Below are 17,612 nucleotides of genomic sequence, written 5' to 3' on the forward strand. Positions count from 1 at the left end.
ACAGGGAACCGTCGATCAAACCGTGTAGCGATGAAGGCGGCCTGGGTTTCACCTGCGCAGATTGTTTTTTATCAGGTCAGCGGCTGATCTTCAGGCCCTTGCGCCCCGCATGTCGCTCCAGCGCCAGCTCGATCAACCGGCTGACCAGTTCGCTGTAGCTCATCCCCGCTGCCTGCCACAGCTTGGGGTACATGCTGATGCGGGTGAAGCCGGGCAGCGAGTTGATTTCGTTGATCAGCACTTCACCGTCTTCGGTGAGGAACACGTCGACCCGCGCCAGGCCGGAGCAACCCAGCACTTCAAAGGCCTCGATGGCCAGGCGGCGGATTCGCTCGCTGGCTTCCTGGCTGATGTCCGCCGGCACCACCACCTGGGCGGCCTGAGCGTCGATGTATTTACTGTCGTAGGAATAGAAACCACTGTTCACCACAATCTCGCCGCAGCCACTGGCGATGGGGTTGTCGTTGCCCAGCACGGCGCATTCGATTTCACGGCCCTGCACGGCCGACTCCACCAGCACTTTTTCATCAAAGCCCAACGCCAGTTCAACGGCAACCAGGTATTCGGTTTCGTTGCCGACTTTGCTCACGCCTACCGATGAACCCTGGTTGGCGGGTTTGACGAACATTGGCAAACCGAGCTTATCCACCGCCCTGTCAAAGGACGTGCGCGCCGCGTTGCCACGGGTCAGGGTGATGAACGGCGTGACGGCAATGCCCGCATCACGCAGCAGGCGCTTGCTGATGTCCTTGTCCATGCACACCGCCGAGCCCAGCACATCAGAGCCGACAAAAGGCAGGTCGGCCATGCGCAGCAGGCCTTGCAGGCAACCGTCTTCGCCCAGGGTGCCGTGGACGATCGGGAAGATCACGTCGATATGTTCGAGCAAGCCGTTACCGGTGGTTTCCACCACCTGCTGGCTGGCCTTGCCGGGCACCACCGCCAATTCACGGTTGGACTGGTTGAGGGCGATCAAGGCCGGGTTTTCCTGATTGATCAGGAAGTTCGAGGTGTCGTTGAGGTGCCAGTGGCCGGCCTTGTCGATACCGATCAGCACCGGCTCGAAACGTGTGCGGTCGAGGGCGTCGACAATGTTGCGCGCCGACTGCAGCGAGACTTCGTGCTCAGCCGAACGGCCACCAAAAATAATACCTACCCGCACCTTGCTCATGACCCAGCCTCACTGTTGAAAGTAAGGCTTCTTACCATGGCAGGTCAGCGGCTCGCTACCAGGTGTGCGCCGAACAACACGTAGCAGCCACCGGCAAAGCGGTCGAGCCACTTGCGCGAACGGCTGTAGAGGTTGGCCATGCGCTCACTGGAAAACACCAACGCCACGGCGCAGTACCAACTGAACGACAAGGTGGCCATGACGGTCACTGCCAGGGTCAACAACATCGGCGACGGTGAGGGCGGCATGGTCGACGCAAAGATCGTCGCGACAAACAACGCCGACTTGGGGTTGGAGACGTTGCCAAGCAGCCCCAGGCGCCAGGCTGAAAACATCGAGCGCCGAGGCTCATTCGGCAACAGGTCCGAGCCGGCGGCCGGCGCCGAACGCTTGAACAGCTTGAGCCCCAAGTAGATCAGGTAGCAGCCGCCGACAATCTTGAAGGCCAGGTACAGCATGGGCGCGGCGGTGAACAGCGACTTGATCCCCAACCCACCTGCCAGCCCCCACAGGATCGTGCCCGAGGCCACGCCGGCCGAAGCCGCCACGCCATGGCGGCGCGAGCCGTTGGCGGCCAGTTGGGCGATATTGAAGAAGTTCGGCCCTGGGGTGACGACGGCAACGATCCAGAGCAAGCCCAATGAAACCAGTGGGGCCAGGTAAGCAAGCTTGAAAAAATCCATGGGGCAGCTCCATCAACGCAACACATGCGCCGCGATCATAGGCCCCGCCCCACCCCTGCACAATCGTACAAGACCCCGGCAGACAAGGAATGCAGACTGGGTTAACGTGTTTCCACCTCTTTTTTGTGACAAGCCACCATGGGCCACCCCACACGCTCCCTCGACTGGCTGCACCGCGCGCCACACGCCAGTGGCCTGGACCGCATCGAGGCATACTTTGCCGGCTTCGCCTTCGACCCGCACCGCCACGACACCTACGCCATCGGGCGGACCTTGTCCGGCGTGCAGAGCTTTCACTATCGCGGCGACATGGTCCACAGCGTGCCCGGCACGACCATGGTGCTCCACCCGGATGAAACCCACGACGGTCACGCCGGCAGCGAGGAAGGCTTCAAGTACCGGATGATTTACGTCGAGCCCTCGCTGATCCAGCAGATCCTCGGCGGCAAGCCGCTGCCGTTCATCCCCAATGGCCTGTCCACCGACCCCAGGCTGTTTCGCGCCAGCGAAGTGCTGCTGCAGAACCTGGACAACCCCATCGACCCGCTGCAGGAACAGGACGCCCTGTTCGACCTGGCTCACGCACTGAGCAATGTCTCGGGGGGGATCGTCAGTCGCAAGAGCTTCGATTACGTGGCCGCCGAGCGCGCCCGGGAATTTATCCACAGCGCCCTGGGCCGCAGCATCACCCTGGAAGAAATGGCCGACCACGCCGGCCGCGACCGTTGGGCGTTGTCGCGGGATTTTCGCCTGCTGTTCGGCACCAGTCCCTACCGCTACCTGACCATGCGCCGCCTGGACCTGGTGCGCAGCCTGCTGGCCCAAGGCCAATCGTTGGTGGATGCGGCGATGACGGCCGGCTTTACCGACCAGAGCCACATGACCCGGCAATTTCGCAGCACCTACGGCATGCCGCCGTCGCGCTGGGTAAAAATGCTCGGACGCTGAGGGCCGCTGTTGAAAACGCGGTCAAAACATGTGGGGCTTGCTGTGGCGAGGGAGCTTGCTCCCGCTCGACAGCGCAGCTGGAGCCGGCGTTTTGGGGGCGCTTCGCACCCCAGCGCAAGCAAGCTTGCTCGCAACAGCAAGCCCGCTCCCACATTTGGTTTTGGCCCGGCTTTACACCGAGGGGTAAGGCCTACAACTGGCGGCCGGTAATCGGCTCACCGATGGTCAGGAAATTTCCGCCCGCAATGTGGTGCAAGGTACGCAACGGGTCCTGCCCTTCGAAATGCCAATGCCCCTCGCTGAACACGCGCTCGTCGGCATAGGCCGCGACCACTTCGCCCAGAAACAGGTCGTAGGACTGCTGGATGTGGGGCTCGGGCAGCAGGCGGCATTCCAGCCAGGCCACGCAGCCTTCCAACAACGGGGCTTCGGTGTGTTCACCCTGGAAGGTCTGCAGGCCGTAGGCGGTGAACTTATCGATATCAGCCCCGCTGGTGTTGCCGACCGTCTGCACCAGGTCGGCCTGGGCCACGCACGGGACTTGCAGCACAAAGGTGCCGGCGCCTTCGAGCAATTGGCGGGTCCAGGTGGACTTATCCAGCACCACCGCGACTTTGGGCGGCTCGAAATCCAGCGGCATGGCCCAGGCAGCGGCCATGATATTGCGCCGGCCCTCGTGCGCAGCGCTCACCAGCACGGTCGGCCCGTGGTTGAGCAAGCGGTAGGCCTTGGACAGCGGAACGGGGCGACGGTGGGTAGGGCTCATGGACGGTCGGCTCATCAAGCAGGAAAGAAGCCTACGATACCTGAGCCCTACGTTCAGCTCGACAGCTGATTGGCGAATTGCCCCACGGCGCTGACCACCTTCTGCGCACCGTCCTGAATCTCCACGATCACGGTGCCCGCCTCGGCCGCCAGGGCCAGGCCTTGCTCGGCCTGCAGGCGGCCGTCGGTCATCAGGGCCACGGCATCGCGGGCCATGTCCTGGTTCTGGCGCACCACGCCGACAATCTCCTCGGTGGCCTTGCTGGTACGCGAGGCCAACTGGCGAACCTCATCGGCCACCACCGCAAAACCGCGCCCCTGCTCGCCGGCGCGGGCCGCTTCGATGGCCGCGTTGAGCGCCAGCAGGTTGGTTTGTTCGGCAATGCCGCTGATGGTCTTGACGATGGTGCCGATCACCTGGGATTGGTCGTTGAGCGCCTCGATCCCTTCGCCCGCCTGTTGCATGTGCTTGGCCAGGTCACGCATCACATCCACCGCCTGGGTCACCACGGTGGTGCCGCGCTGGGCGCTGTTGTCGGTTTGCAGCGACGTGCTGTAGGCGATATTGGCGGCCTCGGCAACCGCTTGTTCCCGGTTGACCTGGTCGGTGATCACGGTGGCGAACTTGACCACTTTGTACAACCGGTCGGTGGCATCCATGACCGGGTTGTAGGTGGCTTCCAACCACACGGTGTTACCACGGCTGTCCACACGCTTGAAGCGCGCCGCCACGAACTCTCCGGCATTCAGGCGCTTCCAGAAGTGCTGGTACTCGGCGCTGTTGTACTCCTCCGGTTCGCAGAACATGCGGTGATGTTTGCCCTGGATCTGCGCCAGGCTGTAACCCATGCCGCCCAGGAAACGGTCGTTGGCGGTGAGCACGTGGCCGCCGAGGTCGAACTCGATGACAGCGGTGGAGCGCACCAGCGCAGTGATCAGGTTTTCATGCTCGCGCGATGCCTCGATGGTGCGGGTGAGGTCACTGGAGTAGATCGAGAAATGCTTGATGCGCCCATCCGAGCTGCGCACCGGCTGCACGATCGAACGCAGCCAGGCTTCCTGGCCATTGCCACGCATCAGGCGCACGGTGCCGGCGAAGTGTTCACCGCGCACCAGGGCATTCTTGAAGCGCTTTTGAAATTCGTCCTGACGCACATGCGCCGGCACGAGGTCTTCGATGGGGCGCCCCACGATGCTGCCGGATTGGTAAGCCAGTTCCTGCAGGAAATTGGCATTGGCCCACTCAACACGGCCGTCAGCATCCAGCGTCAGGCACAGCATTTCGCTTTCCAGGCTCTCCTTGACCTGCTGCAAGCTGGACAATTCTTCGCGAAGAGCCGACAGCTCCTGCTTCAAACGGGTGTTGAACATGGGGCACCGATGGGTCAAATAGGGAGGAGGATCTGACCTGCATCGGCGCTGCCGGCGTTTTCTGAAGCGCTTTTTTTGCAGTACCCCACTGATTTTTTGGATCCATTAACCACCGTTATTTCGGCATACGCCCATCACCTGATATTCAAGGGTATTGAGCTTGCCGCTGGAGTCTTCATAGGTCATGCGCGACGGCACCGGATTGCACGAACGGATCGGCGGCGTGACGTTGACCACCTTGGCAATGTCCAGCTTCATGCCGTAGCGGTACGCCTGCACTTCAGGCACCGGCTTGCCGACCCGGTTGGCATAGTCGGCCATCGCTTTTTCATTGCGCTCCATCATCAAGGCAAAGGTGCGATCACCACCGCCCTCGGCTACTGCACTGAATGACAACACCACAGCCAGTACACCCAGGCCAAGTTTATAAAAGTTCATCACGTGTTCCTCGACTTAAAGTTCAGTACCGAGAATAAACAGCGAACCCTGACGCCATGTTCACCAGAACATTACTTATTTGTTAGATGGAAGTTAGTTTCCAGAATTGTAATGTTCGTGCCACTTCGCCGTTATCTGCGGTTTGCAACTATCAGCCCGGGCCAGATCAATAAGAACGCCCACCTCCATAAGAAGCTGAACACTGCCACTACCGAGGAGCGCAACATGAGCACTGTGTATTACACCCTTCCCTTTTCATTGATTGCCGCATTGCCCCTGGCCGCCGTGGCTGTGGAAGACAAGCCCGAAGGCTTTATCGAAGGCAGCAGCCTGAATGTGCTGGCGCGCAATTTTTACTTCAACCGCGATGACCGCAAGGGCCAGTCCAGCCCTACCGGCAATGGCTATTCCGAAGCCTGGGCACAGGGGTTGATCGGCAAGTTCGAATCGGGCTTTACCCAAGGCACGGTGGGGTTTGGCCTGGACGCATTTGCCCTGTACGGCCTCAAGCTCGATTCGGGCACCGGTCGCAGCGGCGGCAAGGGTTCGTTCGGCGTGTTGCCGGTGGACAGCGAAGACCATCCGGAAACCGGCTACAGCAAAGTCGGCGGCGCCGCAAAACTGCGTGTACTCGACACCGTGATCAAGGCCGGCGACGTGTTCCCAGTCACGCCGGTGGTGGCCTACGGCGACTCGCGCCTATTGCCCGAAAGCTTTCGTGGCGTGACCGCGCAAAACACCAGCGTCGAAGGCCTGAGCCTGCAAGGTGGCCGTTTGAGCGGCATGAGCCAGCCCAATGAAAGTGGCATGAACAACGGCTTTGCAACGTTCTATGCAGGCAAGGTCGACTCGCCCTGGATCGGCTATTTCGGCGGCGATTACACGGTGAACAAGCACCTCAGCCTGAGCCTGTACAGCAGCCGCCTCAAGGACGCCTGGGATCAGTATTACCTGGGGAGCGCCGCCAGCTACCCGCTGAACGAAGACGTCTCGCTGTTCGGCGACGTCAACTATTACAAGGCCGTGGATGAGGGCAAGAAGCGGCTGGGTGAATTCGACAACAGCATCTGGAGTGCCAGGGTCGGGGTGAAGGTCGACGCCCACAGCGTGGCCGTGTCGCACCAGCGCAACAACGGTGACGACGATTTTGATTACCTGCGCCAGTCAGACTCGATCTTCCTCAACAACTCGATCCAGTACAGCGACTTCAACTCACCCAAGGAGCGTTCGTGGATGGTGCGCTACGACCTGGACATGCAGGCGTTCGGCATTCCCGGCCTGTCGTTCATGACCCGCTACGGCAAGGGCACCGGCGCCGACTACAGCAACGCCAACGCGGTGTACATGCGCCGCGACGGGGCGGGCAACCCGCTGACCGATCAACGTCGTTGGGAACGTGATATCGAAGCCAAGTACGTGGTGCAAAGTGGCAACTTGAAAGACTTGTCGCTGCGTTTGCGCCAGGCCACGGTGCGTTCCAGTGTATTCGAGTCAGACTTGGAAGAAGTGCGCGTGATTGCCGAATACCCCATGACCCTTCTCTGACTCATTACATTCGTTCGCGCTTGACTAACATCTGTTCACAAATTGCCAGTTATCAAAACTGTAATATTGGCCTCACCTTCTTGTTAAGTTGAACTTCGTAGACTGGCCTCAACTGGCAACACCGAGCACATTCATCTCTGAAGCTTTTGTGTAGCTCCTTTGGAAAGAGATGGATTTTTAGCGCCCCACTGGGGCGTTTTTTTTGGCTGTTCACTTTAGTTGCGACCGATGGTCGCAGTTGACCCTGAAGTTACTTCACGGTTCAGAGTCTGCGACTCCCCGGCAACACCCTCCATAAGGAAATGGATCCCCCTTCTCATTGCGAAAAAGGTCAATCCCCATGCGTATCCTTGTGGTTGAGGACGAGCAAAAAACCGCCGCTTACCTGCAACAAGGCCTCAGCGAAAGCGGCTATGTGGTCGACTGCGCCACCAATGGCATCGACGGCCTGCACCTGGCCGGGCAGCACGCTTACGAACTGGTGATCCTAGACGTCAACCTGCCCGGCAAGGATGGCTGGCAAGTGCTGGAACAATTGCGCCGCAACGGCACCCAGCGCGTGATGATGCTCACCGCCCGTGGCCGCCTGGACGACAAGATCAAAGGCCTGGACATGGGCGCCGACGACTACCTGGTCAAGCCCTTCGAATTTCCCGAATTGCTCGCGCGGGTGCGCACTTTATTGCGACGCAGCGAACACATCCCGCAGCCCGAAGTGTTCTGCGTGTCGGACCTGGAACTGGACCCGCGCCGCCACCGCGCCTATCGCGGCACACGGCGCATCGACCTGACCACCAAGGAATTCGCCCTGCTCCAGGTGTTGATGCGCCAGGCCGGTGAAGTGCTGACCCGTACACAGATCATCTCGCTGGTGTGGGACATGAATTTCGACTGCGACACCAACGTGGTGGAGGTCTCCATCAGCCGCCTGCGGGCCAAGGTGGACGACCAGAGCGAGGTCAAGCTGATCCACACCATCCGTGGCGTGGGCTACGTGTTGGAGGCGCGCCCATGAGGACCGGCAGCCTGTCGATGCGCCTGGGGCTGACCGTGAGCCTGATGGGCGCAGGCCTGGTGTTGCTGTTGGCGACCCTGGCCTACGTGGCGCTCAGCCACGAGCTGGAAAAACTCGCGCGCAAGGGCCTGGAGAGCAAGATGGAGCAGATCCAGCACAGCCTCGCCCAAGGCCTGGACACCGACGCCATTCGCGGCCGACCGCACTCGCTGATGGACCTGGTAATCGGTCATGACAATTTCTACCTGACCATCGTCGCTACCGCGCCGGATGACCGCGTGTTGCTGAGTGTCGGAGCCAAGCCTCAGCAGCCGTTGCTGACTGACTATGCCCATCGCGACACTCTCGGTTATCTCAATTGGGAAGACAGCTACGGCAACCAAGTCCTGAGTGCCTCAAGCCTGATGCGCCTGGCCAGTGGCGAACGGGTGCGCGTGGTGCTGTCCCTGGACCGCATGGACGACCAGGCCTTGCTCAGTGCCTACCTGCGCGCCACGGTGATCGCCTTGCCGATGCTGCTGATCCTGATCGGCATGGGCGCCTGGTGGTTGGTACAACGTGGGTTGGCGCCGTTGAAGCAATTCAGCCAGGTCGCGGCCAAGGTCACCACCCAGGACCTGACCCATCGCCTGTCCGTCGACAACTTGCCGCAGGAGCTGGGTGAGCTGGCGCAGGGTTTCAACGTGATGCTCAAGCGCCTGGACGCCGGGGTGCAGCAGCTCTCGCAATTCTCCGATGACCTCGCCCACGAACTGCGTGCGCCCCTGACCAACCTGATGGGCAAGGCCCAGGTGACGCTGTCGCGCCAGCGACCGCCTGAGGAATACAAGGCGGTGCTTGAATCCAACACCGAAGAGCTGGAGCGCCTGGCGCGCATCGTCTCCGACATGCTGTTCCTGGCCCAGGTCAGCCACCCCGCCGCACGGGCTTCGTTCACCGCCGTGTCACTGGCCGACGAAGCCCACCGGGTGATGGCGTTGTTCGCCCTGAGCGCCGAGGACAAGCAGTTGACCCTGACCTTGAGCGGCGATGCCCAGGTGCAAGGCGACCGCCTGATGATCCAGCGCGCGCTTTCCAACTTGCTGTCCAATGCCATCCGCCACACGCCACAAGGCTCGAACATTTCGTTGCTGGTGGAGGCCTATGGCAACCACGCTTCAGTGTCCGTGAGCAACCCGGGCCCGGGGATTGAAGCGCAACATTTGCCTCACCTGTTCGAGCGCTTCTACCGTGTCGACAGCAGCCGTGCACGCACCGAAGGCGGCACCGGTCTGGGACTGGCCATCGTGCGTTCGATCATGAGCCTGCACCAGGGCCAGGCTGATGTGCGCAGCCTGCCTGGAGGCTTCACGTTGTTCCGGCTGGTCTTCCCCCTATAAATCAGCATCTTCTGTTGTGCTTCGGGTGGGAGCTGGCTTGCCTGCGATAGCATCACCGCACTGCAACGGAGACACCGAGGTGCCTGCATCGCAGGCAAGCCAGCTCCCACATTTTGTCCACAGTGTTTTCATGACTCCTCTTTGCGATGTGCCCATTGGTAGAGGGCCGGCAGCACCAGCAAGGTCAGCAAGGTGGAAGAGATGATGCCGCCGATCACCACCGTCGCCAGCGGGCGCTGCACTTCGGCGCCGGTGCCAGTGGCCAGCGCCATGGGGATGAACCCGAGGGACGCCACCAGTGCCGTCATCAGCACCGGGCGCAAGCGTGTCAACGCCCCTTCATGGATCGCCGCCGACAATGAACGCCCTTCCTCGCGCAGGTTGCGGATAAACGCAATCATCACCAGCCCGTTGAGCACCGCCACGCCGGACAACGCGATAAACCCCACCCCCGCCGAGATCGACAGCGGAATGTCCCGCAGCCACAGCGCCATGACACCACCGGTTAACGCGAACGGAATGCCGGTGAACACCAGCAACCCATCCTTGAGGTTGTTGAACATCATGAACAGCAACCCGAACACCAGCAGCAAGGCGACCGGCACCACAATGCGCAAACGCTCGGACGCTTCTTTCAACTGTTCGAACTGGCCGCCCCAGCTGGTCCAGTAACCGGCCGGCACGTTAACTTGCGCGGTAATGGCCGCCTCGGCCTCCTCGACAAACGAGCCGATGTCACGCCCACGCACGTTGGCGCTGACGATCACCAGGCGCTTGCCGTTCTCGCGGCTGATCTGATTGGGGCCAAGCACCAGGTCCAGGCTGGCCACCTGGGACAACGCAATAAACCCCAATTGCCCCGAGGCATTGCCGGCCAACGCCGGTACCGGGATCAACAACCGCGACAAACCATCGATGTCGGTGCGCAACGCGTCGGACAAACGCACGACCATGTCGAATCGGCGATCGCCTTCGTACAGCGTGCCGGCCTGGCGCCCGCCGACGGCGACGGCAATGGTGTCCTGCACATCGCCCACATTCAGGCCAAAACGCGCGGCCTTGTCGCGGTCGATATTGATGGTCAGCACCGGCAAGCCGGACGTCTGCTCCACCTTCACTTCCGAGGCGCCATTGAGGGTTTGCAAGGTCTCGGCGATCTCGGCAGCCGTCTTGTTCAGCACCGCCATGTCATCACCAAATACCTTCACCGCCACATCGCTGCGCACCCCGGAAATCAGCTCGTTGAAGCGCAACTGGATCGGCTGCGACAGTTCATACGCACTGCCTGGCACAATCGCACTGGCCCGTTGGATATCGGCGATCAGGGCTTCGCGGGACTTTTTCGGGTCCGGCCATTGGTCCTTCGGCTTGAGCATCACGTAGCTGTCGGAAATGTTCGGCGGCATGGGGTCCGAGGCAATTTCCGCCGTGCCGGTGCGCGCAAACACTCGCTCGATTTCCGGCACCTGGGCCATCAAGGTTTTTTCCAGTTGCTGCTGCATCTGCACCGATTGCGTGAGGCTGGTGCCGGGTACGCGCAGGGCTTGCTGGGCGAAGTCGCCTTCGCTGAGGCTGGGGATAAACTCGCTGCCCATGCGACTGGCGACCCAGCCCGAACCCACGATGGTCAACACCGCCAACCCGAACACCAGCGGACGGCGCGCCATCACCCAGTCGAGCACCGGCGCATAGGTGCGACGTGCGGTGCGCATTACCCCGTTGTCTTCTTCCTTGACCTTGCCGGTGACGAACAGCGCAATGGCCGCCGGCACGAAGGTCACCGACAAGATCATCGCGCCGAACAAGGCGATCACCACGGTGAACGCCATCGGATGAAACATCTTCCCGGCCACGCCGGTGAGGGCGAAGATCGGCAGGTACACCACCATGATGATCAGTTGTCCGAAGATCAGCGCACGCCGCGCTTCCTTGGCGGCCGCGAACACTTCGTGCAGGCGTTCGCTGCGCGTCAGCAAGCGCCCGTGACGTTGTTGCGCATGGGCCAGGCGGCGAATGGCGTTTTCGACAATCACCACCGCGCCGTCGACGATGATGCCGAAGTCCAGCGCGCCCAGGCTCATCAGGTTGGCGCTGACTTTGTTGGTGAACATCCCGGTAAAGGTGAACAGCATCGCCAGCGGAATCACCATCGCGGTGATCAGTGCCGCACGAATGTTGCCCAGGAACAGGAACAACACCGCCACCACCAGCAACGCGCCTTCGAAGAGGTTTTTCTTCACGGTGGCGATAGCTTTTTCCACCAGGTGGGTGCGGTCGTACACGGTGACCGCCACCACGCCTTCAGGCAGCGAACGGTTGACCTCCTCAAGTTTTTTCGCCACCGCCTGGGACACCGTGCGGCTGTTTTCGCCGATCAGCATGAACACCGTGCCCAGCACCACTTCCCGGCCGTTTTCGGTGGCCGCCCCTGTGCGCAACTCACGGCCGATGTCGACCTGTGCCACATTACGCACACGAATCGGCGTGCCGTCCGAGGTGGTGATCACGATATTGGCAATGTCGTCGACAGACGCCACTTGCCCCGGCGCGCGGATCAACAACTGTTCGCCGCTGCGCTCGATATACCCGGCGCCGACGTTGGCGTTGTTACGCTCCAGCGCCGTGACCAGATCGCCCAAGGTCAGGTTGTAGGCCGCCAGGCGCTTGGGGTCGGGGGCGATCTGATACTCCTTGGCGAAACCGCCGATGGTATTGATCTCGGCCACGCCCGGCACGTTGCGCAGTTGCGGCTTGATGATCCAGTCCTGGATCACCCGCAGGTCAGTCGGGGTGTAGGGCGTGCCGTCGTCCTTGAGCGCGCCCTCCTTAGCCTCCACCGTCCACAGGAAAATTTCACCGAGGCCTGTAGAAACCGGCCCCATGGCGGTTTCGATACCGTCGGGCAACTGCTCGTGGGCCACTTGCAGGCGCTCGTTGACCAACTGGCGGGCGAAGAACAGGTCGGTGCCGTCTTTGAAAATCACCGTAACCTGGGACAGCCCGGAGCGCGACAGCGAACGGGTCTGCTGCAAGCCCGGCAGCCCGGCCATGGCGGTTTCGATGGGAAAGGTGATGCGCTGTTCGGTTTCCAGCGGCGAGTAACCGGCCGCTGCGGAGTTGATCTGCACCTGCACGTTGGTGATGTCGGGCACCGCGTCGATGGGCAACTTCTGATAGCAGGCGATGCCGACACCGGCCATCAATAGCACCCCCAGCAGCACGATGATGCGCTGCTCGATGGCAAATTGGATAAGGCGTTCAAACATGGGGAATCACTCGCAGGATCAATGGGCGTGTTCGGCCGAGCCTTTGCCCAGTTCGGACTTGAGGATGAAGCTGCCGACCGTGGCCACCTGTGCCCCGGCGTCGAGGCCCTGGCGCACTTCGACGTAACCGTTTTCGCTGACGCCCAGTTCCAGATGGCGGGTGATAAAACCGTCCGGGGTGCGCACGAACACCGAGGGTTTGTCCTCGACAGTCTGGATCGCGGCCTGCGGCACGGTGACTTTGGCCTGGTAGGTGTCGGTGGCCACTTGTACCGACACAAACAGGCCGGGGCGCCAGGCGTCATCGGGGTTGGGCACGGTCACGCGCACGGTGGCGGTGCGGGTTTGCTCACCGAGCAGGTTGCCGACATAGGCCACGGTGCCTTGCACCTCGGTGCCCATTTCCGTGGAGCTGACGGTCACCGGTTTGCCGACACGCACCTTGTTCAAGTCCTTGGGAAACACGCCGAAGGTGACCCACACCTGAGACAGGTCCGAGAGGGTAAAGGCGTTGCTGGTTTCGCTGACCACCTCGCCCACGCCCAGGTGTTTTTCCACCACGGTGCCGGCGAACGGCGCACGCAATTCATAGCGATTGCCGCCCACCAACACCGCGCTGCCGCTGAGGGCGTTCATCTTCTGGCGCGCATTGTTCAGGGCGATTTCGGCTTCCTGCTGGGCCTGGCGCGCCAGCAGGTAATCCTGCTCGGCGGAGATTTTGTCCTGCCACAACTGACGCTCACGCTGCAAGGTGGTGCGGGCCAGTTCGACCCGACGTTCGCTGGCCGCCAACTCGCTGCGTTGGTCGGAAATCTGCTGGCTGGCGATCACTGCCAGCACCTCGCCCTTCTTTACCGACTGGCCAAGATTGACCTTCACCGACTCCACCACGCCTGCCGCACGGGGCACGATGTGCGAGGTACGGTCTTCGTCGAAACGCACTTCGCCGGGCAGCGTGAGCATCGTGCTGATCGCACGGGGCTGCGCCTGAGCAAGCTGAATGCCGGCCGCCTGGATCTGCTGTTCGGTGAGTTCAAGTGCGCCTTCTTCTTCGTCGGCCGTGGCAAAACCGGACAGCATCAGGCCGAGGGCGACGGCAAGCGCCACGCCATGTTTAGGGTTCATAGAGGACTCCAGAAAATCAAAACCGGGCGAGGTCGCCGTAGATTCGTTCGATGCGCACCCAGGCGTCGGTGGCCTGGGCGGTGGCCGCGAGGTATTGGGTGCGGGCTGCGATCAAGGTGCGCTGGGCGTCGAGCACGTCGAGGAAGTTGAACTTGCCCATCTCGAAGCCACGGGTGGCACTGTCCACCGCACGTTGCGCGGCCGGCAGGATCTGCTGGTTGAACGCACGCACTTCAGTGTTCGCGGTTTGCCACAGGTCCAGGGCCTGGCGGGTTTCGGTGCGCAGGCGAAGCTCGGTGGCGTTGCGCAGGTCGCGGGCCTGGTCGGCACGACGGCTCGCCGCGAGTACGCTGCCCTGGTTGCGGTTGAACAACGGAATGGGCATCGACACGCCGATCAGGTTCACCCGCTCGCGCGCACTGGCGTCGTATTGACTGCCGATGGACAGGTCGAGGTCAGGAATGCGCTGGGCTTTTTCCAGGCCGACGCTGGCTTCGCTTTGCAGGATCTGCAGTTCGGCCAGGCGCAGTTCGGTGGTGTGTTCCAGGCGTGCCAGCAACTGGGCCGAGGCGGGCAACTGCGGTGCCACTTGGGTGGGCGTCGCAACAGCCTGGAAGTCGATGGCGGCGCTGCCGGTGCTGGCGGCCAGGCGACGATAGGCGTCGGAGAGACCGACCTCGGCGCGGTTCAGTTCCAGGCGTATTTCCGACAGTTGCACCTGAGCGCGGGTGGCTTCCACCGGCGACGATTTGCCCGCTGTCACACGCCCATTGGCGACCACCAGGCCGCGCTCGGCCAGGGCCAGCGAGCGCTGCGCCAGATCAAGGCGCTCCTGGGCGCGCAGGGCGCTGTAATAGCTGTCGATCACCTCGGCGCGCAAGCCGTTGCGCCGCTGCTCCAGGGTCAGCGCCGCCGCGTCCTGGGCCCGGGTCGCCACGTCGATACGCGCGCCACGCTTGCCGCCCAGTTCCAGGGTCTGGCTGAGCTTGAGGGTGGTGGTGCGGGTGTCGCGGCGGGTGTCTTCGGCATCCAGCGAAACCACCGGGTTGGGGATCAACCCCGCTTGCTGGCGACCGCCCCTGGCGATGTCGATTTCCCATTGCGCAGCCGCCAGGTCCGGGTTGTTGGCGAAGGCGGTTTGCAGGGCCGAGTCGAGGGTGAGGGTTTGTGCTTGGACGGCACTGGCGGCTGCCCACAAGGCCGCCGCCCCCAACAGTGTTCTAAGCAAAAGTGCCATAACGAGAGTTCCACGCCCATGAAATTGCTGAGGTTTCCCAGCGGGGGCACTGTAGCGTTCGGCACTTATCGCGGCGGTGGAGGAAAGATTACAAATCCGTCAGGCATGCACCTCGTCATGCTCATCGTGCTGGAACCCTTCGCCCTCGACCTGAATGGTGGCGTGGGAAATATCGAATTGTTCGTGCAGCAACTCCGTCACTCGACTGAGGATCTGTTGCTCGGAGCCTTGGGACGCATCGGCGACCAGGTGCGTGCTCAGCACATTCTTGCCGCTGGTCAGGGCCCAGATGTGCAAGTCGTGCACGTCCTTGACCCCCGGCACACTGCGAATGCGCTGCTCGACCTGATCGATATCCACGCCATCGGGCACACCTTGCAGCAGCACGTTCATGCTTTCCTTGAGCAGCGTCCAGGTGCGTGGCAGCACCCAGAAACCAATGGCCGCCGCCACCAGAGAATCGACCCAGCCCCAACCGGTGAGCATGATCACCACCGCCGCGATGATAACTCCGATGGAGCCGAGCATGTCGCTCCACACCTCCAGGTAGGCGCCCTTGACGTTGAGGCTCTCGCCACTGGCAGCGCTGAGCAGGCGCATGGAGATCAGGTTGACGATCAGCCCCAGCACCGCAATCACCAGCATGCCGGTGGACTGGATCTCAGCCGGCGCCTGCAGCCGCTGGTAGGCCTCATACAGGATGTAGAACGCCACGGCGAACAGCAGCAACGCATTGAACGCCGCCGCCAGGATCTCGAAGCGCGCATAGCCGAAGGTGCGCTTGCGGTCGGCCGGGCGCTTGGCGACCTGGATGGCCACCAGGGAAATCGCCAGGGCCAGGGCGTCGGTCATCATGTGCGCCGCGTCGGACAACAGCGCCAGGCTGCCGGTGACGAAGGCACCGATCACTTCAGCGATCATGAAGCTGCCCGTCAGGCACAGGGCCATCCATAACTTGCGCTCGTGGCCGGCGCGTACCTGGGCGTGGTTGTGTCCTGCGCTCATGAAGCGGTACTCCTGATTCGTTATGTAGGCGCCGGCTTGCCGGCGATAACGGTTTTGGGGATTGCGTCGACCTTGCGGGCGGCATCGCCGGCAAGCCGGCTCCTACAAAGATAGAGTCCTGACGCCAAAAAGTGGCATGCCTTGCGGATTTGTCATCCGGCCGCCAGTCCGGCGTTATTTTTGCCGCACCAAAATCGCACACGGGCGCTCTGCCACGGTTCTATCAGGTATGCTTTTCGTGCAGGAAACAAAAAGAAACAAATTAGCCAACCTGTTCGATAAGGAGTTCCGTTTTGGAGTTATCGACTGCCGCGTGGATGGTTCACGACACCCGCCTCATGTTTTGTGTACTGCTGGCCATCGCCAGCATCATCGTACTGATCAGCGCGACCAAGTTGCCGCCGTTCCTGTCGATCCTGATTGGCACCTTCATCGCCGGTGTCGGCGCCGGGCTGCCACCGGAAGAAGTCGCCAAGGCGTTCAGCAAGGGTGCCGGCGCGATCCTGGGTGAAGCCGGCATCATCATTGCCCTGGGCTCGATGCTCGGCGCCCTGATGGCAGAGTCCGGCGCCGCCGACCGCATCGCCACCACCCTGCTCGGCCTGGGCAAGGGCAAGTCGTTGCCCTGGGTCATGGCGCTGGTGGCCATGGTGATCGGGCTGCCGCTGTTCTTCGAAGTGGGCCTGGTGATGATGGTGCCGATCATCTTCGTGATGGCCAAACGTTCGAACCTGCCACTGCTGAAAATCGCCATCCCGGCGCTGGCCGGCATGACCACCCTGCACGCCCTGATGCCGCCGCACCCAGGCCCGCTGATTGCGGTGGGTGCGCTGCATGCCGATTTGGGCCTGACCATGTTGCTGGGCTTCTGCCTGGCGGTGCCGGCGGTGATCCTGGCCGGCCCGATCTACGGCAACTGGTTGTCCAAGCGCCTGCACGTGGATGAACCCGCCGACATCGGCGCACTGTTCAGCGCACCGCCTAAAGCGCCGCGCCAGCCGAGCTTCGGCGTGTCGTTGCTGATTATTTTGTTGCCGGTGATCCTGATGCTCGGCAGCACCCTGGCCAAGGTCGCCATGTCACCGGAAAGCCCGGTGGCGCTGACCTTGAAGTTCCTCGGTGAACCGCTGATCGCCCTCGGCCTGGCCGTAATCGCCGCCGTGATCTGCCTGGGCTGGGCTGCCGGCATGCCGCGTGCCGAAGTCGGCAACACCCTGCGCAAGGCCCTCGCGCCAATCGCCGTGCTGCTGCTGACCATCGGCGCCGGTGGCGGCCTCAAGCAAACCTTGCTGGACGCGGGCGTCAGCCAGACCATCAGTAAAGTCGCCGAAGGTGCGCACATGCCGTACCTGCTGCTGGCCTGGTTGATCGCCGTGGCCTTGCGCCAGGCCACCGGCTCGGCCACCGTCGCCACCACCACCACGGCGGGCATCCTCGCGCCGATGATGGCGGGGCTGGCGGCGACGCAAAGCTCACTGGTGGCGCTGGCGATTGGCGCCGGCTCGGTGTTCTTCTGCCACGTCAACGACGCCGGGTTCTGGATGGTGCGCGAGTATTTCGGCCTGCAGTTAAAGCAGACGATCTGGGTGTGGTCGGTGTTGCAGACCATCGTTTCAGTCGTCGGCTTGATCGGTACGTTGTTGCTCTGGCATTTCCTGACCTGA

14 protein-coding genes and 1 pseudogene are annotated in these 17,612 nt (G+C 62.2%); 5 read left to right on the plus strand and 10 right to left on the minus strand.

All coding sequences use genetic code 11. The features are described 5' to 3' along the window. Nucleotides 1-76 precede the first annotated feature (76 nt). Both ddlA and M2394_RS07685 read right to left on the minus strand, forming a co-directional pair. Nucleotides 77-1,171: a D-alanine--D-alanine ligase gene (gene ddlA, locus M2394_RS07680; RefSeq protein ID WP_178919255.1), complete on the minus strand. Its 1,095-nt coding sequence runs from the start codon at nucleotides 1,169-1,171 to the stop codon at nucleotides 77-79. Nucleotides 1,172-1,215: 44 nt separating this feature from the next. After that, a complete protein-coding gene (locus M2394_RS07685) occupies nucleotides 1,216-1,854 on the minus strand; it encodes a LysE family translocator (protein WP_178919257.1) in 639 nt (212 codons plus the stop codon). Nucleotides 1,855-1,992: 138 nt separating this feature from the next. Here M2394_RS07685 and M2394_RS07690 point away from each other — a divergent pair, with 138 nt between their 5' ends. Next, entirely contained in the window at nucleotides 1,993-2,802 is an 810-nt protein-coding gene (locus M2394_RS07690) for an AraC family transcriptional regulator (protein WP_259172008.1), read from the plus strand. 190 nt (nucleotides 2,803-2,992) lie between these two features. Here M2394_RS07690 and M2394_RS07695 read toward each other — a convergent pair whose 3' ends face one another. From M2394_RS07695 to M2394_RS07705, 4 genes and pseudogenes are all read right to left on the minus strand, one after another. Continuing rightward, complete coding sequence (locus tag M2394_RS07695; protein ID WP_259172009.1) at nucleotides 2,993-3,568, minus strand: flavin reductase family protein; 576 nt, start codon at nucleotides 3,566-3,568, stop codon at nucleotides 2,993-2,995. A 53-nt stretch (nucleotides 3,569-3,621) separates the two neighbouring features. After that, nucleotides 3,622-4,053: a methyl-accepting chemotaxis protein gene (locus tag M2394_RS30460; RefSeq protein ID WP_371319329.1), complete on the minus strand. Its 432-nt coding sequence runs from the start codon at nucleotides 4,051-4,053 to the stop codon at nucleotides 3,622-3,624. Between the two features lie 108 nt (nucleotides 4,054-4,161). Further along, a pseudogene (locus M2394_RS30465) lies at nucleotides 4,162-4,938 on the minus strand (PAS domain-containing protein); the annotation flags it as partial. A 105-nt stretch (nucleotides 4,939-5,043) separates the two neighbouring features. Beyond that, nucleotides 5,044-5,376, minus strand: coding sequence for a DUF2790 domain-containing protein (locus M2394_RS07705; protein ID WP_259172010.1), 333 nt, complete (start codon nucleotides 5,374-5,376; stop codon nucleotides 5,044-5,046). A gap of 225 nt (nucleotides 5,377-5,601) precedes the next feature. Here M2394_RS07705 and M2394_RS07710 point away from each other — a divergent pair, with 225 nt between their 5' ends. From M2394_RS07710 to M2394_RS07720, 3 genes are all read left to right on the plus strand, one after another. Next, nucleotides 5,602-6,921: an OprD family porin gene (locus M2394_RS07710; RefSeq protein ID WP_259172011.1), complete on the plus strand. Its 1,320-nt coding sequence runs from the start codon at nucleotides 5,602-5,604 to the stop codon at nucleotides 6,919-6,921. Nucleotides 6,922-7,261: 340 nt separating this feature from the next. Next, on the plus strand, nucleotides 7,262-7,936 hold the full coding sequence (locus tag M2394_RS07715; protein ID WP_178919263.1) for a heavy metal response regulator transcription factor: 675 nt from the start codon (nucleotides 7,262-7,264) through the stop codon (nucleotides 7,934-7,936). After that, a complete protein-coding gene (locus tag M2394_RS07720; protein WP_259172012.1) occupies nucleotides 7,933-9,315 on the plus strand; it encodes a heavy metal sensor histidine kinase in 1,383 nt (460 codons plus the stop codon). The genes M2394_RS07715 and M2394_RS07720 overlap by 4 nt, the downstream gene beginning before the upstream one ends. A 128-nt stretch (nucleotides 9,316-9,443) precedes the next feature. Here the strand turns inward: M2394_RS07720 and M2394_RS07725 are convergent, their stop codons facing one another. The 4 genes from M2394_RS07725 to M2394_RS07740 all read right to left on the minus strand — a co-directional run bounded on the left by M2394_RS07725 (nucleotide 9,444) and on the right by M2394_RS07740 (nucleotide 15,948). Beyond that, entirely contained in the window at nucleotides 9,444-12,581 is a 3,138-nt protein-coding gene (locus M2394_RS07725) for a CusA/CzcA family heavy metal efflux RND transporter (protein ID WP_259172013.1), read from the minus strand. An 18-nt stretch (nucleotides 12,582-12,599) separates the two neighbouring features. After that, nucleotides 12,600-13,706, minus strand: a complete 1,107-nt coding sequence (locus M2394_RS07730; protein ID WP_259172014.1) for an efflux RND transporter periplasmic adaptor subunit — start codon at nucleotides 13,704-13,706, stop codon at nucleotides 12,600-12,602. A 16-nt stretch (nucleotides 13,707-13,722) separates the two neighbouring features. After that, nucleotides 13,723-14,943: a TolC family protein gene (locus M2394_RS07735; RefSeq protein WP_259172015.1), complete on the minus strand. Its 1,221-nt coding sequence runs from the start codon at nucleotides 14,941-14,943 to the stop codon at nucleotides 13,723-13,725. A gap of 99 nt (nucleotides 14,944-15,042) precedes the next feature. Next, nucleotides 15,043-15,948 (minus strand): cation diffusion facilitator family transporter, encoded by a 906-nt coding sequence (locus tag M2394_RS07740; protein WP_178919270.1) that lies wholly within the window; start codon nucleotides 15,946-15,948, stop codon nucleotides 15,043-15,045. 293 nt (nucleotides 15,949-16,241) lie between these two features. Between M2394_RS07740 and M2394_RS07745 the strand changes: the two genes are divergently transcribed. Continuing rightward, nucleotides 16,242-17,612, plus strand: coding sequence for a gluconate:H+ symporter (locus M2394_RS07745; protein WP_176995235.1), 1,371 nt, complete (start codon nucleotides 16,242-16,244; stop codon nucleotides 17,610-17,612).

The organism is Pseudomonas sp. BIGb0164 (assembly GCF_024810135.1).
Classification (GTDB): domain Bacteria; phylum Pseudomonadota; class Gammaproteobacteria; order Pseudomonadales; family Pseudomonadaceae; genus Aquipseudomonas.